The 25598-nt window shown below is 64.1% G+C and carries 22 protein-coding genes; 7 read left to right on the top strand and 15 right to left on the bottom strand.

The features are described 5' to 3' along the window. The first annotated feature begins 43 nt into the window (after nt 1–43). The 3 genes from ACQUSY_RS00235 (at nt 44) to rpsT (ending at nt 4374) form a co-directional block, all read left to right on the top strand. A complete protein-coding gene (locus ACQUSY_RS00235) occupies nt 44–3115 on the top strand; it encodes an ExeM/NucH family extracellular endonuclease (RefSeq protein WP_428902525.1) in 3072 nt (1023 codons plus the stop codon). Nucleotides 3116–3187: 72 nt separating this feature from the next. Further along, entirely contained in the window at nt 3188–3949 is a 762-nt protein-coding gene (locus ACQUSY_RS00230; protein WP_428902524.1) for an alpha/beta fold hydrolase, read from the top strand. Between the two features lie 164 nt (nt 3950–4113). Beyond that, on the top strand, nt 4114–4374 hold the full coding sequence (gene rpsT, locus ACQUSY_RS00225; protein ID WP_428902523.1) for a 30S ribosomal protein S20: 261 nt from the start codon (nt 4114–4116) through the stop codon (nt 4372–4374). Between the two features lie 198 nt (nt 4375–4572). On the opposite strand, the gene holA is transcribed toward rpsT, so the two are convergent. From holA to pabB, 5 genes are all read right to left on the bottom strand, one after another. Further along, a complete protein-coding gene (gene holA / locus ACQUSY_RS00220) occupies nt 4573–5577 on the bottom strand; it encodes a DNA polymerase III subunit delta (protein WP_428902728.1) in 1005 nt (334 codons plus the stop codon). Next, complete coding sequence (locus tag ACQUSY_RS00215) at nt 5510–7942, bottom strand: ComEC/Rec2 family competence protein (RefSeq protein WP_428902522.1); 2433 nt, start codon at nt 7940–7942, stop codon at nt 5510–5512. The genes holA and ACQUSY_RS00215 overlap by 68 nt, the downstream gene beginning before the upstream one ends. A gap of 1 nt (nt 7943) precedes the next feature. Then, nucleotides 7944–8519, bottom strand: coding sequence for a helix-hairpin-helix domain-containing protein (locus ACQUSY_RS00210; protein WP_428902521.1), 576 nt, complete (start codon nt 8517–8519; stop codon nt 7944–7946). A gap of 154 nt (nt 8520–8673) precedes the next feature. Beyond that, on the bottom strand, nt 8674–11238 hold the full coding sequence (leuS, locus tag ACQUSY_RS00205) for a leucine--tRNA ligase (RefSeq protein ID WP_428902520.1): 2565 nt from the start codon (nt 11236–11238) through the stop codon (nt 8674–8676). 45 nt (nt 11239–11283) lie between these two features. Further along, nucleotides 11284–12591: an aminodeoxychorismate synthase component I gene (gene pabB, locus ACQUSY_RS00200; protein WP_428902519.1), complete on the bottom strand. Its 1308-nt coding sequence runs from the start codon at nt 12589–12591 to the stop codon at nt 11284–11286. A gap of 69 nt (nt 12592–12660) precedes the next feature. Here pabB and ACQUSY_RS00195 point away from each other — a divergent pair, with 69 nt between their 5' ends. Genes ACQUSY_RS00195 through ACQUSY_RS00185 form a run of 3 tightly spaced genes read left to right on the top strand, consistent with a single transcriptional unit; the run spans nt 12661 to nt 15184 of the window. Continuing rightward, entirely contained in the window at nt 12661–13389 is a 729-nt protein-coding gene (locus tag ACQUSY_RS00195; protein WP_428902518.1) for a DedA family protein, read from the top strand. Between the two features lie 5 nt (nt 13390–13394). Next, on the top strand, nt 13395–14417 hold the full coding sequence (locus ACQUSY_RS00190) for an App1 family protein phosphatidate phosphatase (RefSeq protein ID WP_428902517.1): 1023 nt from the start codon (nt 13395–13397) through the stop codon (nt 14415–14417). A gap of 53 nt (nt 14418–14470) precedes the next feature. Continuing rightward, nucleotides 14471–15184, top strand: a complete 714-nt coding sequence (locus ACQUSY_RS00185) for an SOS response-associated peptidase (RefSeq protein WP_428902516.1) — start codon at nt 14471–14473, stop codon at nt 15182–15184. 38 nt (nt 15185–15222) lie between these two features. Here the strand turns inward: ACQUSY_RS00185 and ACQUSY_RS00180 are convergent, their stop codons facing one another. From ACQUSY_RS00180 to ACQUSY_RS00155, 6 genes are all read right to left on the bottom strand, one after another. Continuing rightward, on the bottom strand, nt 15223–15435 hold the full coding sequence (locus ACQUSY_RS00180; RefSeq protein WP_428902515.1) for a GNAT family N-acetyltransferase: 213 nt from the start codon (nt 15433–15435) through the stop codon (nt 15223–15225). 76 nt (nt 15436–15511) lie between these two features. After that, nucleotides 15512–15946 carry a cytochrome c oxidase subunit 4 gene (locus ACQUSY_RS00175; protein WP_428902514.1) on the bottom strand — a complete coding sequence of 145 codons (435 nt, stop codon included), beginning with the start codon at nt 15944–15946 and terminating at the stop codon, nt 15512–15514. 1 nt (nt 15947) lies between these two features. Next, the gene (gene ctaD, locus ACQUSY_RS00170) at nt 15948–17642 is read right to left on the bottom strand and encodes an aa3-type cytochrome oxidase subunit I (protein ID WP_428902513.1); all 1695 of its coding nucleotides are present in this window, start codon (nt 17640–17642) and stop codon (nt 15948–15950) included. Then, the gene (gene ctaC / locus ACQUSY_RS00165; protein ID WP_428902512.1) at nt 17642–18544 is read right to left on the bottom strand and encodes an aa3-type cytochrome oxidase subunit II; all 903 of its coding nucleotides are present in this window, start codon (nt 18542–18544) and stop codon (nt 17642–17644) included. The genes ctaD and ctaC overlap by 1 nt, the downstream gene beginning before the upstream one ends. A 297-nt stretch (nt 18545–18841) precedes the next feature. Beyond that, nucleotides 18842–19189: an iron-sulfur cluster insertion protein ErpA gene (gene erpA / locus ACQUSY_RS00160; RefSeq protein WP_147825911.1), complete on the bottom strand. Its 348-nt coding sequence runs from the start codon at nt 19187–19189 to the stop codon at nt 18842–18844. Nucleotides 19190–19287: 98 nt separating this feature from the next. Further along, entirely contained in the window at nt 19288–20685 is a 1398-nt protein-coding gene (locus ACQUSY_RS00155; RefSeq protein ID WP_428902511.1) for a dipeptidase, read from the bottom strand. A 44-nt stretch (nt 20686–20729) separates the two neighbouring features. Between ACQUSY_RS00155 and ACQUSY_RS00150 the strand changes: the two genes are divergently transcribed. Then, a complete protein-coding gene (locus ACQUSY_RS00150) occupies nt 20730–21287 on the top strand; it encodes a DUF3043 domain-containing protein (protein WP_428902510.1) in 558 nt (185 codons plus the stop codon). Nucleotides 21288–21343: 56 nt separating this feature from the next. Here ACQUSY_RS00150 and ACQUSY_RS00145 read toward each other — a convergent pair whose 3' ends face one another. From ACQUSY_RS00145 to ACQUSY_RS00130, 4 genes are read right to left on the bottom strand one after another with little or no spacing between them, the layout of a single operon-like run. Further along, nucleotides 21344–22369 (bottom strand): quinone-dependent dihydroorotate dehydrogenase, encoded by a 1026-nt coding sequence (locus tag ACQUSY_RS00145; RefSeq protein WP_428902509.1) that lies wholly within the window; start codon nt 22367–22369, stop codon nt 21344–21346. Nucleotides 22370–22379: 10 nt separating this feature from the next. Then, a complete protein-coding gene (gene nrdR / locus ACQUSY_RS00140; protein ID WP_428902508.1) occupies nt 22380–22856 on the bottom strand; it encodes a transcriptional regulator NrdR in 477 nt (158 codons plus the stop codon). 14 nt (nt 22857–22870) lie between these two features. Continuing rightward, nucleotides 22871–24181, bottom strand: a complete 1311-nt coding sequence (hisD, locus tag ACQUSY_RS00135; protein ID WP_428902507.1) for a histidinol dehydrogenase — start codon at nt 24179–24181, stop codon at nt 22871–22873. Beyond that, nucleotides 24181–25413, bottom strand: coding sequence for a hypothetical protein (locus tag ACQUSY_RS00130; protein WP_428902506.1), 1233 nt, complete (start codon nt 25411–25413; stop codon nt 24181–24183). Before ACQUSY_RS00130 ends, hisD begins: the two co-directional genes overlap by 1 nt. Between the last annotated feature and the right edge of the window lie 185 nt (nt 25414–25598).

Genomic DNA, 25598 nt, shown 5'->3' with positions numbered 1-25598 from the left:
CTCGACACATTGTTGTTCCTTCTCCCACCCCTTTGGAGGCACCATGTCGTCCCCTTCCTCTACGCGCTCTCGGCGCGTGCTTGCTCCGGCCGCGGTTGCCGGACTCGTCTTGGCGTCTGTGGGCATATCCGCCCTACCCGCGTCAGCGGCGGTGTCTGTTGACGCCCCGGTCATCATCAGTGAGGTCTACGGTGGCGGCGGTAACTCCGGTGCCGCGTTCAACCGTGACTTCATCGAGCTCATCAATGTGTCAGACGCGACCGTCGACCTCAGTTCGTGGAGCGTGCAGTATGCCTCCACCACGGGCGGCACGTGGCAGGTCACTCCCCTCACCAGCATGACCCTGGACGCCGGTAAGACACTCCTCGTCGGTCAGGCGACCGGTTCGAACACGTCACTGCCGGGTTTTGACCCTGACGTCAACGGCACGATTGCGATGAGCGGAACCGGCGGCAAAGTCGCGCTGGTAAATTCTGCCAGCGCGCTTTCTGGTTCCACGGGTCTCGCCCAGGCAGAGAGCGTCATCGACTACGTCGGATGGGGTGCGGCAACAGACTTTGCCGGCGCCGCGGCGCCCGGAACATCGAACAGCACGAGCATCTCGCGTAATGGCGACGCCGTGAACACGATCAACAACGCGGCAGACTTCGCGACACAGACGCCGACGCCGCAGGCATTGGGTGACGGCGGTGGACCGGTCGATCCCGGTGAGGAAGAAACCCTCACGATCGCCGAGATTCAGGGCACCGGCGACGCATCGCCGTATGTGGGCGCAACGGTGCGCACGCAGGGCGTCGTCACCGCCGCGTACGCGACCGGGGGCTTCAATGGCTACACGATCCAGACTCCGGGCACCGGTGGCGTGAGCGACCTCGGTTCGCACCTGGCGTCGGACGCGATCTTCATCTACTCGCCCGCGACCGTCTCGAGCGTCGCCATTGGTGACACGGTCGAGGTCGCCGGTGTGGTCTCCGAGCACTTCGGCCTCACGGAGATCACGGTGACCGCTGGAAACGTCACTCAACTCCCTGCCGCGAGCGCACCGCTTGCGATCACCGCGGCGTGGCCGGCCGACAACGCGACGCGCGAGACGCTCGAGTCAATGCTCTACCTGCCGACGGAGTCGTTTACCGTGAGCAGCACCTACACGACGCACCAGTACGGTGAGGTCGGGTTGGCGTGGGGCGGAACCCCGCTGCAGCAGCCGACGGATGTGGCGGTTCCTAGTTCCGCTGAGGCGGCAGCGGTTGCCGCTAACAATGCGGCACGTGCGGTGACGCTCGACGACGGCGCGTCGACCAACTACCTGAACTCTGCTAACACCTCCCTGGTTCCGGCCTACGTGTCTCTCAGCGAGCCGGTAACCGTGGGCGCATCGGCGACGTTGACGGCGCCACACATCGTGGACTTCCGTAACGACGTCTTCAAGCTCAACCCGACCTCTCCCCTGCCCGGTGGCATTCCCGACTCCGTGGACTTCGCGAACATCCGCCCGGCGGCTCCCGCTGAGGTGGGTGGCGACGTGTCGGTCGCATCGTTCAACGTGCTGAACTACTTCACGACGCTCGGCATCGACACCGCGTCGTGCACGGCTTACACCGACCGCGCCGGCGATGGCGTGACCGTCCGTGGCGGTTGTGACCAGCGCGGCGCATGGGACGGCGCTGACTTCGATCGTCAGCAGGAGAAGATCGTGGCTGCCATCAACGGCCTCGATGCTTCCGTTGTCGGTCTCATGGAGATTGAGAACTCGGCAGCTCTGGGTGAGGCAACGGACGAAGCCTTGCTGAGTCTGGTTGAGGCTTTAAACGCGGGGCTCGAGACACCCAAGTGGGCGGCTGTTGCTTCGGCCTCGAACCTCCCGCCGCTGGCTGAGCAAGACGTCATCACGAACGCGATCATCTATCAGCCCGCTCTCGTCACCCCGGTGGGTGCAGCCTCCGCGTTTGGCGAGCAGAGCGGCGATGGCGAAGCCTTCGGCAACGCTCGTGAGCCCATCGCGCAGACGTTTGTGCCGGCAACGGGTGGTACGGCGTTCACGGTCGTCGTGAACCACTTCAAGTCGAAGGGTTCGGCGGGCCCGTGGCCGGGCGATGCTGACACCGGTGACGGCCAGGGCTCGTCTGTGGAATCGCGCGTTCGTCAGGCCACGGCACTGCGTGACTGGATTGCCACCGACCCGACGGGCAGTGGCTCGAGCGATGTGCTTCTCGTCGGTGACTTCAACTCGTACGGACAGGAAGACCCGCTGCAGGTTCTGTACCAGGCCGGTTTCGTCAACGCCGAGCACCACTACGGCGTGACGGACTCGACCTATGTGTTCCAGGGACTCTCGGGCTCGCTCGACCACGTACTGTTGAGCCCCTCGGCGCTGGAGCGCTCAACGGGTGCCACGGTGTGGGACATCAACGCGGGCGAGGCCCTCGCGCTGGAGTACAGCCGCTATAACTCCGTCGGCGCGCTCTACCACGAGGCCTCCCCCTACCGGTCGAGCGACCACGACCCTGTGCTGGTCGGGTTGAACGCTGGGCAGGTGGCGTCGAGCACGTCACTCGCACTGAGTGCTTCATCGGTTGTTGCAGGTTCGACAGTCACAGCGACGGCTACCGTGGCGACGGATGGCGACAGCAGCGGAACCGTGGAGTTCGTTGTTGACGACGTCGTCGTTGGCAGCGCGGCGACAGTGAATGGTGTTGCCTCACTCGCGTTGCCATCAACGCTGGGTGTTGGCGACCACACGGTTGTCGCGATCTTCGGTGGTTCCGCTACCGCACTCGCATCAACTTCCGCCGGTGTCACGCTGACGGTGACGGAGCGAGCACCGATCGCGTCGTCGCTGTCGCTGGACAGCAACTTCCTGGTGATCAACCGGTTCTTGCCCGCGAAGGTGACGGCAAGCGTGACCGTACCCGGTGGTTCCACTGCCGGAACCGTGTCGTTCTACGCTAGCGACCGTCTGCTAGGCAGTGCTCCGGTCAATGCACAGGGCACGGCGAAGTTCACGGTGTCTGACCGCCTGCACCGCGGACTCCAGCGCATTACCGCCGTGTTCACCCCCGCTGGCTCGGGCGTGACGGTGTCGCAAGACACGACGTGGGTGCTCGTGCTGCGGTAAGCGCCTGATGATTGCCCGTGCGGTGGAGAATTTCTCTCCCGGCACGGGCAATCGTGGTTTTAGGGTGGGCGTATGAACGGCGGGACGGCGATCGAGGTGGTGCTGGTGCACGGCATCCGCACGTCGGCGACGATGTGGCGAGCGCAGGTCGAATATCTCGAAGGTCTCGGATACCGAGTGACGGCGGTTGACCTGCCCGGCCACGGCACCCGGATGACAGAGACATTCACGTTGAGTGGGGCGCTCGAGACGATCGACACCGCGGTGCGTGATGCCACCGGGCCGGTGCTGCTCGTCGGGCATTCCATGGGCGGGCTGTTGTGCACGGCCTATGTCGGCGGTGAAACAGCGCCGCCCGTCGCCGGATTCGTCGCTGCCTCATGCACCGCCTTTCCACGGGGTGCGGCGTTGGCGACGTATCGTGCGCTCGCCGGAACCTTTAACTCGCTGCCCGATAAGGGCATGTGGTTGACGAAGCAGATGCTCGCCGCCACCTTGCCCGACGAAACCCGTGCCGATTTTGGTGCCGGCGGGTACGCGCTGGCTGCGCAAGATACGGCACTGCGAAGCCTCGCCGCTCTCGACCTGCGCACCGCCCTCACCCGCATCATGGTTCCGACCTGGTTCGTTAACGGGCAGTACGACCAACTGCGGGTTTCGGAGAAGGTTTTCGTGAAGCTCGTGCCGGGCTCTGAACTCATCGTGGTTCCGCGCGCTACCCACCTCGTGTCTGCCATGAGACCGGCGGCATTCAATGCGGCGTTGCGGCTCGCGATCGCTACGCTGGAGAGGGATCTGGCAGCTACCGACGTGGCTGCCGAATCGAGCGCCTGAGGATTTTCTGACACGGCCGCCCTCGAATCGCGCAACGGCCCGTTTGCTGATAGAGTTGGTCATTGGCTTGCGTGTGGGTTTTCCCTCACGTCCGCCGAGCGGCAGCCCTCTCCTTGCCACTTGGCATTTCAAACCGTCCAACTGGAACGAAAGTCTGACCACACGTGGCAAACATCAAGTCGCAGATCAAGCGCAACAAGACCAACGAGAAGGCTCGCGAGCGCAACAAGGCTGTCAAGTCTGAGCTTCGCACGGCAATCCGCCGCACCAACGAGGCTGTTGCTTCGGGTGACAAGGCAGCTGCCGAGTCGGCCCTGAAGCTTGCTTCGAAGAAGCTCGACAAGGCCGTCAGCAAGGGTGTTATCCACGAGAACCAGGGCGCTAACCGCAAGTCGGCTATCGCTAAGAAGGTCTCGGCACTCTAAGCCCAGCTTTTTTAGAACGCCCGCTCCCTTTTGGGGGCGGGCGTTCTGCTTCCCCCCGGCCAACGTGGTTCCGCTCTTCCTGTTCTGCACGACGAAATCGAAACATGCAGGCGGCACGCCGAGTTTTCTGACCCGCTGGAAGGATCGATCGTGCACAACAGGACGCGGGTGTGGGCCAGGTCCTGGCTGGGTACCTGGTTACAGCGTGGTGCGGCGGGAGTGTGGATCCCAGCCAAACGGTGCGCGCGTGGCAATCACCGTGACGAGGCGTTCGAGGGCGAAGATCGGGTCGCGTGAGGCACCCTTAACCTCGGCATCGGCGCGCGCGGCCGCCTGAATCGCGAGGCCGAGCGACAGGTTGTTCCAGCCGCGGGCCTCGTTGCGGGCGCGGCGTACCTGCCAGTCCTTCATGTTCCACCGTGCGGCAAGAGCCTGGTCGCTTTCGTTCGCGCCCGCGACACGGGCGATGCCACGGAGCTTCATCGCGAATGCCGCGACCATCGGCACCGGGTCAACGCCTGACGACAGCGCATGCCGCAACGTTGCGAGCGCCTGGGGCAGGTTGCCCGCGATCGCAAAGTCGGCCACGGCAAACGCCGTCACCTCGACGCGGCCGCCGTAGTACTTCTCAACAACCTCTTCGGTGATTTCGCCGGGCACATCAGCAATGAGCTGCTGGCACGCGGCTGCGAGCTCAGTGACATCTGTGAACGCATTAATCAGTACGCGGAGCGCGTTCGGGTTGATACGTTTGTCGGCCGCAGCAAACTCACCACGGGCGAAGTCAACACGCTCGTCATCGTTCTTGATCGCCGGGCACGCAATCTCGATACCACGGCCAGAACCCGCACGAATCGCGTCGAGGAGCTTCTTGCCGCGCACACTCGCACTCGTGTGGCGGAGGATGACCGTCGCGCCCTCCTGCGGGTTCTCGAGGTACGCCAGCGCCTCGGTCAAAAATGTGTCGGTGCACTTTTCAACACCCGATACCCGCACCAGCCTCGGCTCACCGAACAGCGACGGCGACGTCACAGCGAACAGCGTGCCCGATTCGTAGTCATCAGCACGAACGTCGGAGACTTCGAGCGACGGATCTTCGGCACGCAGGTAGGCACGAACGCCCGCGATGGCGCGCTCAGCACAGACCTCTTCTGGGCCAGACACCAGCACAATGGGTGCCGGCTGCGGACGCCGCCACGACACCTGCGGAATCGCAGACGCGGGGGCTTTCGCAGCGGGCCGGCGCGGTGCAGGAGTCATACTCCGAGCCTACCGCCCACCGCCGACACCGCGCCCCGCGCCGCCGCCCGGAAACGGTCGTGCGTTCGCGCTGGCGCCAGACGCCGAGACCGTCATCGAGGAGGCTCACTGTCGTCGTGCTGTCCAGATCGGTGCGGAAAATGACCGCGCCACCCGCCGCCAGCGTGTCGAGGATCTCCTGCCGCGGATGCCCGTAGTCGTTCTCCCCAACCCCGATCAGCGCGACCGCCGGGGATGCCTCGTCGTACAGACGCGGTTCTTGGTCGGCGCTCCCATGGTGTGCGACCTTGACCACGTCGTAGGGCCCGTGCACGGAACCAGTGGCCAGCACCCCCTGTTGGGCTTCGGCCGACAGATCACCCAGAAAGAGCGACCGCGGCACACCGCCCCCACTCACCTCCCACACGATGCTCGCGTCATTGCCCGGTGCCGGCGTTTGTGTCGGCCACAGCACTTCCCAGCGCGCCGCACCCATGGTTCCGGTCATCCCCGACACGGCTGGGATGAGCTGGGCGCCACCGTCACGAAGATCGTCGAGTCGTTGTTGCGCCAGCGCATCGGGTACCGGGCCATGGAGCACCGTGTCGACTTTGCCAACAACGGCGTCGGTGCCGCCGACATGGTCGAGGTCGAAGTGCGTCAGCACGAGGAGGTCGATGTGCGAGATCTGCAAGAGTTCGAGGCATTGGGACAGCAGCGCAGGGTCGACGCCCGTGTCGATCAGGGCGACCGCCTCCCCCGAACGCGCGATCATTGCATCACCCTGGCCAACGTCGCACGCGGCGATGGCCCACCCGGTCGGCACGGCCTGCGGCGCGACGAGCGTGCGCACCGCGACCAGCCCGAGACCCACCGCAATCGTGGCTGCCACCGTTGTGGCCGCGATCAGCCGCCAGCGCGCCTGGCGCGACATCAGGGCCACCAGTGCGGCGGCCGTCACGATGGCGAGCAAGACTGCACCCACAACGCCGTCGGGCCACGCCATGCGGCCACCCGGCACCTGTGCTGCGACCTCGGCGACGGCGGCGATCCAGGTCGCTGGCGCCCATGCCAGGGCGGTCAGCGCGAAGCCGACTCCCGGAACCATGCCCAGCAGGCACGCGAGCAGGCCCACGATCGTGGCGATCGGTGCCGCGGGTGCGGCAATGAGGTTGGCCAGGGTTCCGATCGCGGAAATGTGTGGATCGATCAGAATGATGATCGGGGCGCACACGAGTTGAGCGGCGAGTGGCACCGCAACAGCCAGCGCAAGCGGGGCCGGCATCATGATCTCGAGCTTGTTGGCGAGCGGGGCTGCCAACAGCAGGAGTGCTCCGGTCGCGGCGACTGACAGGGCGAAGCCGATTGATGTCGCGAGCCACGGGTCAGCGATGAGCAACACCGCCACGGCCAGCGCGAGCACCGGCACGCCCGCTCGGGCCCGGCCCAGCAGGAGCGCAAGCATTGCCCCGGCAGCCATTGCACCCGCGCGAATCACGCTCGGCTCCGGCGTCACCAGCAGAATGAACCCCGCTAGTACCGTGAGCGCGACGCCCACGCGCACACCGCGTCGCGCACCGCACAGGGCAGCCAGCCAGAACGCTGCCCCCGTCACGATCGCGCAATTCGCGCCGCTGACAGCTGTTAAGTGCGACAGCGACGATTGCGTCATCTCCACGTCGAGTTCATCGCTCACGATCGTTGTGTCGCCCACGGCCAGCCCCGGTATCAGCTCGGCTCCGCGCCCCGGAAACAGTGATGCCAGAGCGGACAGATCCTGACGGAGATCGGCGGCGACGAGAAGCAACCCACCCGGCGGTGCCAGCACCACGGGAGCCTCCGCCGCGATGACGCGCGACGCGACCCGTTGCCCAGCAAATGGTTCCGCCGCCTTTCCAGATATTCGAATGACGGAACCAAGATCAAGATGCGCCGGACGCTCGCCACTCATAAACACGGCGACGGGCGTGTTCGCCCCTGCGAGCGGTGTACTGATCTCAAACCGCCACCCGCCGCCAGTAGCGGGCTCGACCTTCGAGGTCACCGTGGCGACCGCCTCGTCGAGTCGCTCGACGGCGGCCGCTGCCGTTCGTTGCGGGGCGGCCAGCGCCACTTGGCCCGCCACCACCCCGGCGGCCACAAACGCGATCATGACGATCGACAGCGTGGCCCGGTTTGTCAGGAGCGCTCGGGCGAGCATGAGGGCGGCAACGCTGAAGCACACAGCGGCGAATACCCACGCGAACTCCGGCACCATGACAGCGATGATGCCAACCGCCCAGGCACCCAGCGCGATCGGCAACAGCCGCACGTCGACGCGCCGCTTCACGTCACCCCACCTTGACCAACGGCCGAAGCACCTCGAGCATTTTCTCGCCGATTCCCGACACATTGCCGAGATCATCGACGGTGCGAAACGGGCCGTTCTCGTCACGCCAAGAGATGATGCGTGACGCGAGTGCTTCGCCGATGCGCGGCAATTCTTCGAGTTCGGCGGAGGTCGCAGCGTTGATGTTAATCAGCCCATCGTCGAACTGTTCAGGCGCGGCACCATCTGCGCTAAGCGTCGGCACCACGAGTTGCTCACCGTCAATGACAAGTCGTGCGAGGTTGATGCCGGCCGCGTTCGCATCGTCGCGAAATCCACCCGCCGCTGTCACCGCGTCGACCACGCGCGCATCAGCGTCGAGCACATAGACACCCGGCGTGACCACGGCGCCCTGCACGTCAACATAGATCGGCGCGGCGGTGGCGGCCGATGCCGGAACCGACACCACTTGCTCCCCCGCCGACCGCACGACGCCCATGCCGACGACGACCGCGAACACGCCGACGATCACGATGAGCGCCGCGCCGATCCCAATTCGCAACGCCCGCTGCGCGCGTGGCTGTGCGGAGTCCGACATACCGCCACGCTAGGCACCCACAAACCGCTGGTTCCGCTCATCCCCAGCTTTGGGTACCGAAACCCCAAAGTCGCCGCCTGGGGAGGAAAGTACCGTGACGAAACGCGGAAGTCCCCGGAACCATGAGGGTTCCGGGGACTTCGGGAAGCGAAACTTACGCCTTGACGGCGAAGTTCACGATCTTCGGGGCGCGAACGATCACCTTCATGATCTGGGCGTCACCGATGGCGCGGATGGTCTTCTCGTCGGCGCGAGCCAGGGCCTCGAGCTCTTCGGCCGAGATCTTGGTCGGCACCTCGAGCTGCGAACGGACCTTGCCGTTGACCTGCACAACGCACGTTGCGGTGTCTTCGACCAGCAGCGCCGGGTCGGCGGTACGCCAGTTCACTACACCTGCGAAGCCGTCGTGGCCCAGAATGTGCCACATCTCTTCAGCCGAGTGCGGCGCGATCAGGTCGAGCACGAGTGCGATAGCCTCGGCAGCTTCGCGAACCGCGGGGTCACCAGCGCCCGCACCGGAATCGATCGTCTTGCGGGTTGCGTTGACGAGCTCCATGAGGCGGGCGACGACAACGTTGAACTTGGTCTGCTCGACGAGTGCCGGCACCTCGGCCCACACCTTGTGAGTCACGCGGCGCAGCGCCACGTCACCGTCAGCGAACAGGGCGTCAACGGGCGACGAGACCTCGCGAGCAATACGCATCGCACGCGAGAGGAACTTGAAGGCACCCGTCGTCGAGACGTCCTTCCAGTCTTTGTCGTCTTCAACGGGGCCGGCGAACGCGAGCGCCGTGCGCAGCACGTCAGCACCGTGCGCCTCGAGCTCGTCGTTGAACAACACCAGGTTGCCCTTCGACTTCGACATCTTCGTGCCATCGAGAATAACCATGCCCTGGTTGATCAGGCTGGTGAACGGCTCGGTGAAGTCGACGTAGCCGAGGTCAAATAGCACCTTCGTGATGAAGCGTGCGTACAGCAGGTGCAGAATCGCGTGCTCAACGCCACCGATGTAGTGGTCAACCGGCGCCCACTTAGCGGCCTCCGCCGGGTCGAACGCCTGCGTTGGGTCGTTCGCATTCAGGAAGCGCAAGTAGTACCACGACGAGTCAACGAACGTGTCCATCGTGTCGGGATCACGCTGTGCCGCTTCACCCGTCACGGGGTCGACCGTGTTGACCCACTCGGTGGCGCCGCCCAGCGGTGACGTTCCCTTCGGTTTCAGGTCGAGGCCCGCAGCGCTCGGCAGGCGCACCGGCAACTGGTCGGCCGGAACCTTCTCCAGGCGACCGTCGGTGGTGTGCACCATCGGGATGGGGGTTCCCCAGAACCGCTGGCGTGAAATCAGCCAGTCGCGCAGACGGAACGTCGTGGTCGCTCGGCCCCCACCGTTCGCCTCAAGTTCAGCGATGACGCGCTCGATCGCGGTGCGCTTGCTCAGGCCGTTGAGTGAACCCGAGTTGATCAGGCGACCTTCGCCGGTCAGCGCGACGCCGGTTTTACCCGGGTGCAGCTCATCGATCGACGCGGCAACGGCGTCGAGGTCCTCGGGGTCGACAACCGTGATCGCGCCTGTGATCGGCGCGGTGGTGTCAACAACGACCTTGATCGGCAGGTCGAAAGCGCGGGCAAAGTCGAGGTCACGCTGGTCGTGCGCGGGCACAGCCATGACGGCGCCGTGACCGTAGTCAGCGAGCACGTAATCGGCAGCCCAGATTGGCATCTTTTCCCCGTTGACCGGGTTGATCGCGTAGCGACCGAGGAACACACCGGTCTTCGGTCGGTCCGTCGACTGGCGCTCAATTTCGCTGTGACGGCCCACCTCTTCGAGATATGCCTGGAAACGCATACGCACGTCAGCGTCAGCTCCTGCGGCCAATTCGGCAGCCAGATCAGAGTCCGGAGCCACCACGAAGAACGTCGCGCCGTGCAGCGTGTCGGGGCGGGTCGAGAAGACCGTCACCTTCTCGGTGCGACCCTCGATTTCAAAGTCAATGTCAGCGCCCTGCGAGCGGCCGATCCAGTTGCGCTGCATCTGCAGCACCTTGCTCGGCCAGCGGCCCTCCAGCTGGTTCAGGTCGTCGAGCAGACGGTCAGCGTAATCGGTGATCTTGAAGTACCACTGCGTCAGCTTCTTCTTAACGACCTGGGCGCCACAACGCTCACACAGACCATCAACAACCTGCTCGTTTGCGAGCACGGTCTGGTCGTTCGGGCACCAGTTGACTGGCGACTCCTTGCGGTATGCCAGGCCACGGTCGAACATCAGCTGGAACAGCCACTGGTTCCAGTGGTAATACTCCGGGTCAGACGTGTGCAGTTCGCGCGTCCAGTCGAACGAGACGCCGTAGCGCTTGAAGCCCGTCTTCTGCTGCTCGATGTTCGCGTACGTCCACTCGCGCGGGTCAGCACCACGCTTGATCGCCGCGTTCTCCGCGGGCAGACCAAACGAGTCCCACCCGATCGGGTTCAGAACGTTGTAGCCGCGGTGACGCCAGTAGCGCGCCACGATGTCGGAGTACAGGTAGTTCTCGGCGTGCCCCATGTGCAGGTCACCCGAGGGGTACGGGAACATCGCCAGCACGTACTTACGCGGGCGGGTGTCTTCGTCACCACCGGCGTTGAAGGGCTGCTCGTCGGCCCAAAGTCGCTGCCACTTGGCCTCGATCGCATGCAGGTCGACGCCAGTTTCGGCAGAGTCCATGGGGGCAGCTTGTGACACGGGTACTTCCTCAGCAGAGTAAAACGAAAAACGCGTTCTTCTATCCTACCGAACCGGTTCCCACTCCGCCGCGACGCGAGCCCCCAGCGCCGCGAGCGGCGCCCGCGCCTTAATCGCAACCTCGGCGACCTCATCCGCCGCAATCGAACCCCACGTGATACCGCCACCGGCACCCACATACGCTTCCGTGGTTCCGACGATCACCGTACGAATAACCATCGCCAGATCAGCGGAACCATCGTGCGAGATCCAGCCGAAACAACCGGAATACACGCCCCGGCCGCCACGCTCGAGCCCGTGCAGAATTGTCATCGCACTGAGCTTCGGCGCTCCCGTCATCGACCCGGCTGGGAAGGTGGCATCCAGCACGTCACTCACCGTGGTTCCGGCTGCCACCTGACCCGACACCGTGCTCACCAACTGGTGAACCGCGCGGTAAGACTCGACGTGCCACAGCTTGTCGACACGAACGGAACCCGGGGTGCAGATGCGTGACAGATCGTTGCGCATCAGGTCAACGATCATGACGTTTTCGGCACGCTCCTTCTCGCTCGCGAGCAGCTCCGCTGCGAGACGCGCGTCCTCTTGCGGCGTCTCGCCCCGGGGCCGCGTGCCCTTGATGGGCTTGGTGCTGATGCGCGCGCCCTCAATGGTCACGAACTGCTCCGGGCTCGCACTCACGAGCGTTGTCTCGCCGACGCGAATGTACGCGGCGTGGTGCGACGGCGTCGCCGCCCGCAAGCGGAGAAACACATCGGCCGCGTCGTGTGCGCCCGCAACCGTAAACCGCGTCGTCATGCAGAGCTGATACGCGTCACCCTGGCGGATCGCCTCACGGCACGCCTCGATATCAGCGGCATACTCGGCCGCCGTGTGGCGCGCGACGGCCTCGTGGGGTTGCGCAGCCAGCGCGAGCGGAACTTCGGGTTCAGCGTCGAGGCGCTGTTGCGTTGCCGCGGCGAAAGCTTCGGCATCAGCGACCGGCGCGACAGCCCACACCACGCGCGCCGCGAGATCGAAAGCGAGGAACGACTCGGCGCTGATCGCTACGCCGCGTTCAGCATCGACTGCGGGCGCGCCAGCGCGGGCGGCTGCGTCGTCGTAGCCGAGCCACGTAATCCAGCCCCCGCGGAACGGGCCGGCAGGCCACTCGCCGTCAGACGAGCGCACGACTACGTCCAGCGCCTCGTCGAGGGCGACGCGAGCACCCACCCCGAGGTAGCTCCATCCCGCGCTCGCCTCGGCGCCAGCGTCGAGATAAAACGCGACGTCGGCGCGACGTTCAGACGCGTAAAACAGCGCATCGGGTGACACCCACCCGCGCAACTTCACCGCGGTGAGGTTCGACGACATGCCACAACTCTACGGATTCTGGGGATCTCCCCCACGCATTGCCGGCCCACAGGCTTTAGGCTCACTTTTGTGAACGACATTGTCGGCGTGCTCATCGATCTGGTGCAGTCTGTCGATCCTGCCCTGCGCACGACGATCGCGGGCCTCGCGATCATGCTCGAAACAAGCGTGCTCATCGGCCTTGTCGTTCCGGGTGACACGATCGTCATCACCGCGGCGATGGGTGTGCAGGGCCCACTCGACGGGGTCATTCTTGCCGTCGTCGTGATCGTCGGCGCGGTCATCGGCGAATCGATTGGTTTCTGGTTGGGGCGCTGGCTCGGTCCAAAGATTCGCACCACGTGGCTCGGCCGCAAGATTGGCGAGAAGAACTGGGTGCGCGCCGAACGCTATTTGCAGCGCCGCGGCGGACCCGCCATCTTCATTTCGCGCTTTCTTCCGGTGCTGCACTCCCTGGTTCCGGTCACTGTCGGCATGAGCACCTTCTCGTACCGCCGCTTCATCGCGTGGACGTTGCCCGCGTGCACGCTGTGGGCGGGGCTCTACGTGACCGTGGCCGCCGGCGCTGCCCAGACCTATGCACAGTTGAGCTCGAGCCTGCACTGGGCGGGATACCTCTTCGTTGGCATCATTGCGGTGTTTGCCATCGCCGTATTCGTCGCGAAGAAGATTCTGCAGCGCCGCGAAAGCCGCCACATTGGTGACAGCGATGACCAGCTTCCGAGCATCAACAACGTCGATCTCTTCGATGACGAGAGCCCGGCAACTGCCATCAATCCGAGAGACGTGAAAGACTAGAGGCGATGTTCTCTCAGTCCCCCGATCACCCGAAGATCAACTGGTTTGCCCGCCTCGAGCGCCGGTACCACGCGTGGCGTGAGCGTCGTGCGCGCAAGCGCGGCAAGACGCCGACGATCGTTCCGTTTCCCGGGTACGGCAGCGAAGACTGGGTGCGTGTTCTCGGGCGCGTACTGATTGTGCGCCCCCGCCGCCGCACCCCCGAAGGTGAGCTCGAGAGCGTCCGCGGCTGGCGTAGCTTCATGGGCATCCCGGTCAGATTCTCGCTCGTAACCGTCACCGTCGGTGACGAATCGTTCGAAATCACGGCTGACAGCGGCGGCGTCATTGACTTCGTCGTGAAGGCGAAACTGCCTGCCGGCTGGCAGAAGATCACGATGTCGGTCGAGGGCCAGCCTCCGGTCGAGGCTCACGTGCTGATCGTCGCGAACGACGCGCGTTTTGGCATCCTCAGCGATGTCGATGACACCGTCATGGTCACGGCTCTCCCCCGCCCCCTTGTCGCGGCGTGGAACTCCTTCGTCATCGACGAGCACGCACGCCTGCCGGTTCCGGGCATGGCGGTGTTGCTCGAGCGCCTGGTGCGTGACAACCCCGGCTCGCCGATGATTTACCTCTCTACCGGCGCGTGGAACATTGCCCCCACGCTGTCGCGATTCCTCCGTCGTCATCTCTTCCCTCGTGGGGCGATGCTGCTGACAGACTGGGGCCCCACGCACGACCGTTTCTTCCGTTCCGGTCGCGAACACAAAGAGCGCAACCTGCGACGTCTCGCCGGAGAATTTCCCCACATCAAGTGGCTCCTCATTGGTGACGACGGCCAGCACGATGACTCGATCTATACCGAGTTCGCGAAGGAACACCCACAGAGCGTCGCGGCCGTCGCGATCCGTCGGCTCTCACCCGCGGAGGCTGTGCTCGCCGGTGGTCGCACGCTCGTAGACGACCACTCTGACACCCCGTGGGTGACCGCTCCTGATGGTGCCGGGCTTCTCGACCGGCTACGCGAAGAGGGCATCATCCGCTGACGCCACACGTGCGCGTCGCCGGCGACGTCGGCGGTGCGGCGTAGGCTGGCGGCATGTGCGGGCGATTTGTCGTAGCGAATGTCGGGTCAGAGCTCGTTGGCGTCTTGCGCGTCGACCTCGAGGCTCAAGATCTACCTGCCCCGTCGTACAACGTGGCACCCACCGACCGCGTCGCTATTGTGCTTGATTCGGTGAAGACGGAACCACCGACACGGCGATTGGAACCAGCCCGCTGGGGTCTGGTGCCCAGTTGGGCAAAAGATCCCTCCGTGGGCCCGCGCGCCATCAATGCGCGCTCTGAAGTGCTGGAAGACAAACCGATGTTTCGGGGCGCCTTCGAAAACCGGCGTGCCATTGTTCCGGTCACCGGCTACTACGAGTGGCACACGGCACCCGAGGGTAAGCAGCCGTACTTCATCCGGCCGGCTGATGGCGCGCCTCTCTTCTTTGCTGGCCTCTACGAATGGTGGAAGAACCCGGCAGCTGCGAACGACGACCCGAACCGGTGGATGCTGAGCTTCTCGATCCTGACGCGCTCCGCCACCGGCAATCTTGCCAGCATTCACGACCGCATGCCGGTGTTCGTCGACGACGACTACGCTGACGCCTGGCTCGACCCGACAGTCGACTACCCCCGGGATATTCTCGACGCCGCGACTGACGCTGCCGAAGGCATGGAGACGCTCCTTGAGGCCTACGCCGTCCACCGTGCCGTCGGCAATGTGCGCAACAATTCCCCCGCCCTCATCGAGCCCCTCGCGCAGTAGCGCTTCGGGCGGCTGCTCATGGGGCCCGCTCTGGTGAGTTAAAGCGCGCGCTCGAAGCGGCGCTCACGAAGCTCGTCGCCGTCGAAGTCATCGAGTTTGGTGGCGCCGCTGTCGTGCCACCCATTGCGCTCGTAAAAGCTATTTGCGCGATCGTTGCCGTCCAGCACCCAGAGGAACGCGTTCGTGAACCCGGAATCACGGAGCGCACGCGTGGCCGTACTCACGAGGTGATACCCGGCACCCGACCCCATGCTGATGGATCAGCATAGATCCCAGCAAAGCAAAACGGGCCGCTCCCGGAGGAACGGCCCGTTTGTGACTGATTGATCAGCGTGCGAAGTATCCGCGGTAGTACTCGTACACCCAACCCACGATGGCGATTGCGAAGACCGCAATACCGATCGGGAGGAGGAAGTGTCCGACTGCCATACCGACAAGGAAGATCGCTGCCGACGAAGCGAGCACGAGCGGCCACCACGACCACGGTGCAAACTCACCGATCTCGGGGTCACCGTCGTCGATGTCGCTGGTCAGGATGTCTTCCGGCAGCTCGCCACCCTGGTTCTTGTAAACGCGGGTCAGGTAAATACCGACCATGGCGCCCATCGCGGCGGTGAAGAACAACGCGGTCGAGCCAACCCACTCAATCTGGTCGACGAGGGGCAGACCCGGGTGAGCCAGGATGTTCCACGCGGTATACATGACGCCGACGAGGGCGAAGAAGACCGCGATGATCCACCAAAGGACAACATTGCTCTTCACGTTACTTGGCCTCTCCGTGCTTCTCGGCAAGGACAGCACCAGCGGGCGCAGCCTCAGGGTGGTTCAGGTCGAATGCCGGACGCTCCGAACGGATGCGCGGGATCGACGTGAAGTTGTGGCGCGGCGGCGGGCAGCTGGTGGCCCACTCGAGCGACCCACCGTAACCCCACGGGTCGTTGACCGTGACCTTCGGCGCGGTGCGCTGCGTGATCCAGACGTTCAGGAAGAACGGAATCATCGACGCACCGAGGATGATCGCACCCACGGTCGAGAGCTGGTTACCCCAGGTCCATCCGTCAGCCTCTGCGAAGTCTGCGTAACGACGCGGCATGCCGTCAACACCCAGCCAGTGCTGGACGAGGAACGTCATGTGGAAGCCGATGAACAGCATCCAGAAGTGTACGTAGCCGAGACGCTCGTTGAGCATCTTGCCCGTCCACTTCGGCCACCAGAAGTAGAAGCCGGCGAACATTGCGAACACAACGGTTCCGAAGACGACGTAGTGGAAGTGAGCGACAACGAAGTACGAGTCGGAGATGGCGAAGTCAAGCGGCGGCGAAGCCAGGATGACACCGGTCAGACCACCAAAGACGAACGACACCAAGAAGCCGAGAGCGAAGACCATCGGGGTTTCGAAGGTGACGGAGCCTCGCCACATGGTTCCGATCCAGTTGAAGATCTTCACACCGGTAGGTACGGCGATCAGCATCGTCATCAGGGCGAAGAACGGCAGCAGGACGGCACCGGTGACGTACATGTGGTGAGCCCACACCGCAACCGACAGCGTAGCAATAGCGATCGTCGCGTACACCAGCGTCTTGTAACCGAAGATCGGCTTGCGGCTGAAGACCGGGAAGATCTCCGAGACGATACCGAAGAATGGCAGGGCGATGATGTACACCTCGGGGTGACCGAAGAACCAGAACAGGTGCTGCCAGAGCAGAACGCCACCGTTAGCCGGATCGTAGATGTGCGAACCGAGGATACGGTCGGACGCTGCTGCGAACATAGCCGCTGCCAGAACCGGGAAGGCCATCAGGATCAGGAGGCTGGTGACCAGTGTGTTCCACGAGAAGATCGGCATGCGCCACATCGTCATACCCGGAGCACGCATCGTGATGATCGTCGTGATGAAGTTCACGGCACCCAGGATGGTACCGAAACCACTCATACCCAGACCGACCATCCAGAGGTTTCCTCCGGCGCCCGGTGAGAACGATGCGTTCGCCAGCGGTTGATATGCAAACCAACCGAACGATGCCGCACCCGAGGGGGTGAGGTAGCCGGCGATAGCGATGAGCGAGCCGAAAAGGAACAGCCACAGTGCGAAGGCGTTCAGACGCGGGAAGGCCACGTCAGGCGCACCCAGCTGCAGCGGCAGAATCGCGTTAGCGAATCCGGCGAACAGCGGGGTCGCGAACATGAGGAGCATGATCGTGCCGTGCATCGTGAACAGCTGGTTGTACTGTTCCTTCGTCGGCACGATCTGCATGCCGGGAGCGAAGAGCTCAGCACGAATGATGAGAGCCATCACACCACCGAGCAGGAAGAACAGCACGGAGGCGATGAGGTACATGTACCCGATCGTCTTGTGGTCAGTGGATGTGATCCACTTCACCAGGACGTTGCCCTTTTGTTCAACGCGCGAGGAGCTCAGCAGAGCAGCCTGGCGCGGAGGCAGAACCGACGTAGCCATTAGTGGGATTCCTCTTCCTTAGCAGCAGGTGTACCTACACCGGGCAGGTTCTGCAGGCGGTCATACTCGTCCTGGATCGGACCGGTCTGACCAAGAGCCTCGAGCGATGCGAGGTACTCTTCGTACTCGGCTTCGCTGACGACCTCAACGTTGAACAGCATCATCGAGTGGTATTCACCACAGAGCTCTGCGCACTTACCGGCGTACGTGCCTTCACGCGTCGGCGTGAACGACCAGTAATTGTCGTGACCGATGTACATGTCCTTCTTGTACAAGAAGTCAATGATCCAGAACGAGTGGATAACGTCGCGCGACTCGAGCTGGAGCTTGACCGTCTTGTTCACGGGCAGCACGAGCGTCGGAAGCTCGCTCTCGACACGGTTGCCATTTTCGTCAGGCTGAACCTGGACACCCATGGTCCATACGCTGTCCGAACCATCAGTCTCGGTGCCGAGGTACTCGAAGTCCCAAGCCCACTGCTTTCCGGTGGCAATGATGGAGACATCCGGGTCTTCGTACTGCGTCTCGAGAACCGTCTGGTCGCGAGCCGTCAGCGTGAAGAAGCCAGCCACGAGGATCAGCGGGATGATCGTGTAGAGGATCTCAATGGGCATGTTGTACCGCATCTGCACCGGAAGGCCGGTCTGGCCCTTACGGCGGCGGTAGGCAATGCCGGCCCAGAGCATGAGGCCCCAGGTGATGACACCCACGATGAGCAGGACAATCCAGGAGTTAACCCAGAGCGCTCCGACCATGTCGGTTTGGTTAGTGGCGGGCACTCCATCCTCGGTAAAACCCGGGAGGAAACCGTGCTGTTCCTGCGGCGTGCAGCCAGCAAGGACAGCGGCTGTGGCCGCACCGACAGGCACTGCGGCCCAGCGGAGGTGACGTTTGGACGACACGATGCACCTTTCCGATCGCTAATCAGTCAGCTCTCAGTCTAGAGCAACCTCCCACGCGTTTCAGGCCAAAGCCACAGTTTCGGCAGGTTTTTCCGACGCGGCGTCGAGTTCTACCAGATCGGCGCACGATTTCCCGGAACACATTGGTTCAACACGACCTCGGGTCGCCTGCATGTCGCACACCCACGCACCCCCAAAATCAACGGGACTATGCACCAAATCCTGGTTCCACTCGTCTGCACTCCTCGGAAACGCAGAACGGCGCCGACCGAAGTCGACGCCGTTCTGACGAATGTCTCAGTGGAAGCTGTCGCCACACGCGCACGATCCGCCAGCATTCGGGTTGTCAATCGTGAAACCCTGCTCGCTGATCGTGTCTTTGAAGTCGATCGCTGCACCATCGAGGTACGGAACCGACATGTTGTCAACGATGACTTCAACGCCGTCGAAGTCAACGGTCTCGTCGCCTTCGAGGTAGCGCTCGTCGAAGTACAGCTGGTAGATCAGGCCCGAGCAACCACCCGGCTGCACGGCAACGCGCAGGCGAAGGTCATCGCGACCCTCCTGCTCGAGCAGGCTCTTGACCTTCGCGGCAGCCGCATCGGTCAGCGAAACACCGTGGGCGTTTGCAATGGTGTCCGTCATGACTCTCCTCTGTTCGTGACAACCAGGTCACTATCTATTGTACGGCGAGCGGAACCACGGGGGTGCGTCTTCGAGAAATCCGCACCCCCGGGGTGTCGTTACTTCGTCTGTGCGTTGAGGCGCGACAGCAACAGCGCCTCGGTGACGACCGCGTTCTGGAACGTCGCCAAGTGCAACGATTCGTTCGGGCTGTGCGCACGAGCGTGCGGGTCTTCGACACCGGTGACGAGGATGTCGGCACCGGGAATCTCGCGCACGAGGTCGGCGATGAACGGGATCGAGCCGCCAACGCCGAGGTCGACCGGAGCCTTGCCGTACGCGTCGTGCATAGCCTGGCGCGCCATCGACACGGTGTCGCCGCTAGTGTCAACCAAGAAGCCGTTGCCCAGGTCGACATCGCTGAACGTGAGCTCCGCACCGAACGGAGCGTTGGCACGCAAGTGCGCCTCCATAGCGGCGTAGGCCTCGGACGCTTCCTGACCCGGTGCAACACGTGCGGAGATCACAACGGTGACCTCGGGCGAGATCGTGTTGGAGGCCGCAGCAACCGACGTGAAGTCGACGCCGGTGACGGTGATGGACGGCTTGTTCCAAATACGGCTGAGGATCGTGCCGTTACCGATCGGGCTCACGCCCGGCAGCAGGCCTGCTTCGTCACGCAGGGTCGCCTCGGTGTATTCGGGGGTTTCTGCGTCACGCTCCGTCATGCCGGCAACAGCGACCGAACCGTCGTCTGCCCACAGCGTCGACAGCAGCTTGACGGTCGCCATCATGGCGTCTGGAATCGCGCCACCGAACATGCCGGAGTGCGAAGCGTGCTCGAGAGTGCGTACCTTCAGCGTGAAGCGCGCGTTGCCGCGAAGCGAAACCGTCAGGCCCGGCGTTTCCGAGTCCCAGTTACCGGAGTCGGCTACGACGATGACGTCGGAACGCAGGGCGTCAATGTTGTCGCTCAAGAACTGTGCGAAGGAGCGGGAGCCAAACTCCTCCTCCCCCTCGATGAAGATCGAGATGCCGAGGTCGAGGTCGTCACCGTAAACCTCTTTCATGGTGCGGACGGCCGCGACGTGCGCCATGATGCCAGCCTTATCGTCGGCAGCACCGCGGCCGTACAGGCGACCGTCGCGGACGGTCGGCTCGAACGGAGGCGTCTCCCAGAGGGCTTCGTCACCCTGCGGCTGTACGTCGTGGTGTGCGTACAGCAGGATCGTGGGCTTGCCGTTCTTCGCGGCACGAGTCGCGAGGATCGCTGGCTGGCCGTGCTCATCGGTACCCGGGATAGCCGCGGTCTTAACCTCGACGCTGTCAAACATGCCGGTCTCTTCGAACAATGCCGCAACTGCTGCCGCGCTGCGCTGCAGGTTGCTCTGGTCGAAGGCAGGCCAAGCGATGCCCGGAATACGCACGAGGTTGCCGAGATCGGCAAGTGCGACAGGGATCGTGGCCTGGGCCGCGTGGGTGACGGCCTCGTCGTTGGGATGCTGCTCATAGCTCATACCGGTAATCTTAGAAGGACTCCCGAAACGCGAGGTGCTTTCACGTGGTTCAGAACCCCACCACTCCTTCATCCGACAACGACGAGCCGACCATCGGCAAGGGTCGCCCGACGCCGACGCGCGCCGAGCGCGAGGCTGCGAACCGCCGCCCGCTCGCACCCAACACCAAGGAAGCGCGCAAGGAGGCGCGCGCCGCGCTGAACGCGAACCGCGACAAGGCTCGTGCGGGCATGGCCGCTGGCGAAGAGAAGTACCTGCCGCCGCGCGACAAGGGTGAGCAGCGCCGCTGGGTGCGTGACTATGTTGACGCTGGTTGGCACCTCGGCGAGTTCGTGATGCCCGCCATGATCGTCGTGATCGTGCTGACGTTCGTGCCCAACTACGCCGTACAGACTTACTCGTTCTTGGTGCTGTGGGCCTACATCCTGCTGGTCATCGGTGACATGGTGCTGCTCAGCAACCGCGTCAAGAAGAAGACCGCAGCTAAGTGGGGCACGCGCGTTGAAAAGGGCCACGGCTGGTACGCCGCCATGCGCTCCTTCCAGATGCGTTTCATGCGCCTGCCGAAGCCGCAGGCCAAGCGCGGCGAATACCCCGCCTAAGACGAATCGAAAATGCCCCGGCGAGCGCAAGCTCCCGGGGCATTTTCGTATGTTCGCTAGCGGACCTTCACCAGGCCGCGGTTGATAGCTCGGCCCCACAGCGGCCCCGAGTAGATGAACTCGGAGTAGCCCTGCACGAGGGTGGCACCAGCATCGAGACGCTGCTGTACGTCTGCCGCGGTCTGCACGCCACCGACGGCGATAACGCAGAACTCGGCTGGCACGGCCTCACGCACGAGCGCGAGAACCTCGAGCGAGCGCTCCTTCAGCGGTGCGCCGGAGAGCCCGCCAGCACCGATCTCGGCGACCTTGGCCGCATCGGTTACGAGGCCGTCGCGTGAAATCGTGGTGTTGTTGGCAATCAGGCCATCAAGACCGAGGCGCACGGCCAGGCGAGCGATGTCTCCTACCTCAGCATCTTCGAGATCGGGAGCAATCTTCACCAGCAGCGGCGTGGTTCCGGCAGCATCCTTCACCGCTTGCAGCAGCGGCGCCAGCGTCTCAACGGCCTGCAGTCCGCGAAGACCCGGAGTGTTGGGAGACGACACGTTGACAGCCAAGTAGTCGGCGTGCGGCGCGACCAGCTTCGCGCTCGTCACATAGTCGGCGATCGCGTCGTCGACCTCGACGATACGGCTCTTACCGATGTTCGCGCCGATCACAATGCCGGGGTTCTGCTTGCGCAGCTTCTGTAGACGCTGCGCGGCAACGGCCGCACCCTCGTTGTTGAAGCCCATGCGGTTGATGAGCGCGCGATCGGCAACAAGACGGAACAGGCGCGGCTTCGGATTACCGGGCTGCGGAACCGCGGTGACAGTGCCGACTTCAATGTGTCCGAAGCCGAGACCTTCCAGCCCGCGCACCATCGTGACGTTCTTGTCGAAGCCGGCGGCGATACCAAACGGCGAGTCAAACGTGAGGCCAAGCGCCTGCGTCTTAAGCGACGCGTCAGGCTTGGTGAACGCGCGCGCGGCAGCGCGGAGCGGGCCCACACCGAAGGCGCGAATAACGGTCGCCGCCATGTGGTGAGCCGTCTCCGGGTCGAAGCGGGTCAGGACGGTGCGAAAAAGGAGGGAATACATCCCTGCCAGATTACTCGGTAACGCTGCTTGGTTCCGACTCGACGTGGGATGCGCGCAATTCGCCAATGGCGGCTTCGAAATCTTCGAGCGAATCGAAGGCCTGGTAGACGCTCGCGAAGCGCAAGTAGGCAACCTCATCGAGGTCGCGCAACGGCCCGAGAATCGCGAGACCGATTTCGTTGGCGTCGATCTGGCTCTGGCCGGTCTGGCGAATGGCCTCTTCAACGCGCTCCGCAAGGACCGCGAGGTCAGCGTCGGTCACCGGACGCCCCTGGCACGCCTTGCGCACACCCGAAATCACCTTGTCGCGGCTGAACGATTCGGCAACGCCGGAACGCTTGATCACGGTCAGCGATGCTGTTTCCATCGTGGTGAAGCGGCCGCCGCACTTGGGGCACTGACGGCGACGGCGAATCGACAGGCCGTCGTCGCTCGTACGCGAGTCAATGACACGCGAATCAGGGTTACGGCAGAAGGGGCAGTACATCGAGAGCTCTCTGGTTAGTCGCGTGATGCGAAGCGTGCGGTGACAGCTTCGCCGTGCGCGGGAAGGTCTTCAGCGGTCGACAGCGACACAATGTCGGCGGCAACCTCTTCAAGCGCGGCGCGGGTGTATTCCACAACCTGTTGCGGACGCAAGAACGTAAAAGCGCCGAGGCCCGAGGCGTAGCGCGCCTGACCGGATGTCGGCAGCACGTGGTTGGAGCCGGCGAGGTAATCCCCCAGGCTCACCGGCGCGAAGTCTCCGATGAAGAGTGCGCCCGCGTTGGTGAACAGCTCGGCATCAGCTGATGCGTTCGCCGTCTGAATCTCGAGGTGCTCGGGGCCGTACGCGTTGCTGAACGCGGCTGCCGTTTCGAGGTTGTCGACGAGCACGATGGCCGACTGTTCGCCGCCGAGGGCGATCGCGACGCGCTCGGCGTGCTTGGTCTGCGGAACCATGGCTGCGACGTGCGCGGCGACAGCGTCGGCGAGGTCGCTGGACCACGTCACGAGCACCGAACCGGACTGCTCGTCGTGCTCAGCCTGGCTGATGAGGTCGGCGGCGACATACGCGGGGTTCGCGGTGTCATCGGCGGCGACCAAGATCTCGGTTGCGCCCGCTTCAGCGTCGATGCCGACGAAGCCGGCGACGGCGCGCTTTGCGGCGGCGACGAAGTTGTTGCCGGGGCCGGTGACAACATCGACAGGTGCGAGATCAAGTGACTCGACGCCGTGAGCGAGAGCGCCGATCGCGCCCGCACCACCCATGGCGTAAATCTCGGTGACGCCGAGCAGACCTGCAGCGGCAAGAATCGTGGGGTGTACGCGCCCGTCGAAGGCACGTTGCGGTGGCGATGCGAGGGCAACCGCCGCCACACCAGCGATCTGGGCCGGCACGACGTTCATGATGACGCTTGACGGGTAAACCGCCTTACCGCCCGGAACATAGACGCCGACGCGGGTGACGGGTTGCCACCGCTGAATGACGCGGGCACCCGAAGAAAGCTCAGTGACGGCCGGGGCCGGAACCTGGGCTGCGGATGCGAGACGAACGCGGCGAATTGCCTCCTCGAGCGCCGCGCGAACGGCAGGCTCGAGGGAGGCAATCGCTTCGTCAATGTGGTGCTGGGGAACGCGAATCGCGTGCCCCGTGGCGCCGTCGAACTGGGTGGCCTGCTCGCGAAGAGCAGCCTCTCCGCGCTCCCGCACATCCGCAACAATCCCGGCTGCGGTTTCGAGCGCATGCTGCTTGGCAGCAGTGGCTCGGGGAACTACGGATAGCAGGTCTGCTGTGGAAAGGTTCTGGCCACGCAGATCGATGACGCGCATTAGTTGCGAACTACTCCTGATACATCGGTAAGGGTTCCGGTGCGGCCGTCGTCGTGACGGATCACGAACGACGAGCCGTTGTCTTCGACAACCAGAGCCCAGGCGGTGGGGCCGACACGGAAGATCTCCGCACCGGAACCATCAACAACGGGACGCTCTTCCGGCACAAGTGCCCAGAAGGGCTGCTGTGCGGCAGGCGCGGCTTCGGTGGGTGCTGCGACTTCTGCTGCGGGAGCGGCCTCAACGGCTGCTTCTGCTGCGGGAGCGGCCTCAACGGGCGCCTCTTCGGCCGCTGAGTCCTCAACCGGCGCCTCAGCGACGGGTGCGGACTCAGCGGCCGGCGCTACGTCAGCAACCGGCGTTGCCCAGGCATTCTCCTGCGCCGGAGCCGGAACCTGTTGCTGCGCTGCCCAGGGGTTCTCCTGTGCCGGAACCTGCTGCTGCGCAGCCCACGGGTTTTCCTGTACCGGAGCGGCCGCGGGAGCGGCGGCCGGAGCCTGGTAGGCACCCGGTGCGGTCGTGTTGATGGTGAACTGCTTTGCGCCTTCGGGGACAACACGCGTCGTGCGTGCCGCACGCGGTGCGACCTCTTCGGGGCGCTGATCAAACTCTTCACGCAGACCCGGAATGAACGGAGCGGCAACCGTGAGAACCACGCCACCGAGCGTGAGAAGCAGGATGAGCCATCCGGCCCATGCCAGCGCACCGCCGCCACCTGACATCAGAGTGGCGAGCCACGAGATGGCCGCAACCGAGAACGTCACCGAAGCGAACTGGTCAACACTGAGCGACCCAATGCGAGAGATGACCGGAACGAAGGGGCGCAATGCGACGAGGACGACGGCGATGATGGGGCCGGCAACCTGCAGAATCCATCCGCCGGTGCTCCACAGCGTGAAGCCGAAATCGAAGCTACCGACGAACGGGAAGAACGAGAAGACGAGGAGCAGAACGCCGACGCCGACGAGAATCAGCTCACGGAGCGTCCACGGCAGCGGCTTCGATACCGGTGCCGGTGCACCGAAACCGGGCTGCTGCGCGCCCCACTGCTGCTGCGGCTGGCCGTACGGCTGCTGCTGCGGCTGCTGGCCGTACTGCGGGTAGCCCTGGCCGAAGCCCTGCGTCTGGTTAGGGTCAAAGCCCTGCGTCTGGTTGGGGTTGTGCCCCTGCTGCGGTGCGCCCCACTGGGGTGCACCCGACGGATTCTGACCGAAGTCACCTGGATTTGACATGTGAATTCTCCCCCCACGTTCACGCTGCGATCGCGAGTCATAAGTTGGTGCGGCGTTATGCGCCGCTTCTGGACTGCCAGGTGCGAACACGCGACAGTTGATGCGATGAAACTCTACCGGTGAGTATGCACCGAGCAACAGTCACCGCGCGCAGGATGACGCTTCTCACGTCACAAACGCAGACT

This window comes from Microbacterium daqui (genome assembly GCF_050408675.1).
Classification (GTDB): Bacteria; Actinomycetota; Actinomycetes; order Actinomycetales; family Microbacteriaceae; genus Microbacterium.
This window is presented reverse-complemented; position numbering and strand designations above follow the sequence as displayed.

Bases quoted from the DNA above. Each gene is read 5' to 3' on its own strand.
- ACQUSY_RS00235 (WP_428902525.1), top strand. From the start codon at position 44: ATGTCGTCCCCTTCCTCTACGCGCTCTCGGCGCGTGCTTGCTCCGGCC.
- ACQUSY_RS00230 (WP_428902524.1), top strand. From the start codon at position 3,188: ATGAACGGCGGGACGGCGATCGAGGTGGTGCTGGTGCACGGCATCCGC.
- ACQUSY_RS00210 (WP_428902521.1), bottom strand. From the start codon at position 8,519: ATGTCGGACTCCGCACAGCCACGCGCGCAGCGGGCGTTGCGAATTGGG.
- pabB (WP_428902519.1), bottom strand. From the start codon at position 12,591: ATGTCGTCGAACCTCACCGCGGTGAAGTTGCGCGGGTGGGTGTCACCC.
- ACQUSY_RS00190 (WP_428902517.1), top strand. From the start codon at position 13,395: ATGTTCTCTCAGTCCCCCGATCACCCGAAGATCAACTGGTTTGCCCGC.
- ACQUSY_RS00185 (WP_428902516.1), top strand. From the start codon at position 14,471: ATGTGCGGGCGATTTGTCGTAGCGAATGTCGGGTCAGAGCTCGTTGGC.
- ACQUSY_RS00180 (WP_428902515.1), bottom strand. From the start codon at position 15,435: ATGGGGTCGGGTGCCGGGTATCACCTCGTGAGTACGGCCACGCGTGCG.
- ctaD (WP_428902513.1), bottom strand. From the start codon at position 17,642: ATGGCTACGTCGGTTCTGCCTCCGCGCCAGGCTGCTCTGCTGAGCTCC.
- erpA (WP_147825911.1), bottom strand. From the start codon at position 19,189: ATGACGGACACCATTGCAAACGCCCACGGTGTTTCGCTGACCGATGCG.
- ACQUSY_RS00155 (WP_428902511.1), bottom strand. From the start codon at position 20,685: ATGAGCTATGAGCAGCATCCCAACGACGAGGCCGTCACCCACGCGGCC.
- ACQUSY_RS00145 (WP_428902509.1), bottom strand. From the start codon at position 22,369: ATGTATTCCCTCCTTTTTCGCACCGTCCTGACCCGCTTCGACCCGGAG.
- nrdR (WP_428902508.1), bottom strand. From the start codon at position 22,856: ATGTACTGCCCCTTCTGCCGTAACCCTGATTCGCGTGTCATTGACTCG.
- hisD (WP_428902507.1), bottom strand. From the start codon at position 24,181: ATGCGCGTCATCGATCTGCGTGGCCAGAACCTTTCCACAGCAGACCTG.
- ACQUSY_RS00130 (WP_428902506.1), bottom strand. From the start codon at position 25,413: ATGTCAAATCCAGGTGACTTCGGTCAGAATCCGTCGGGTGCACCCCAG.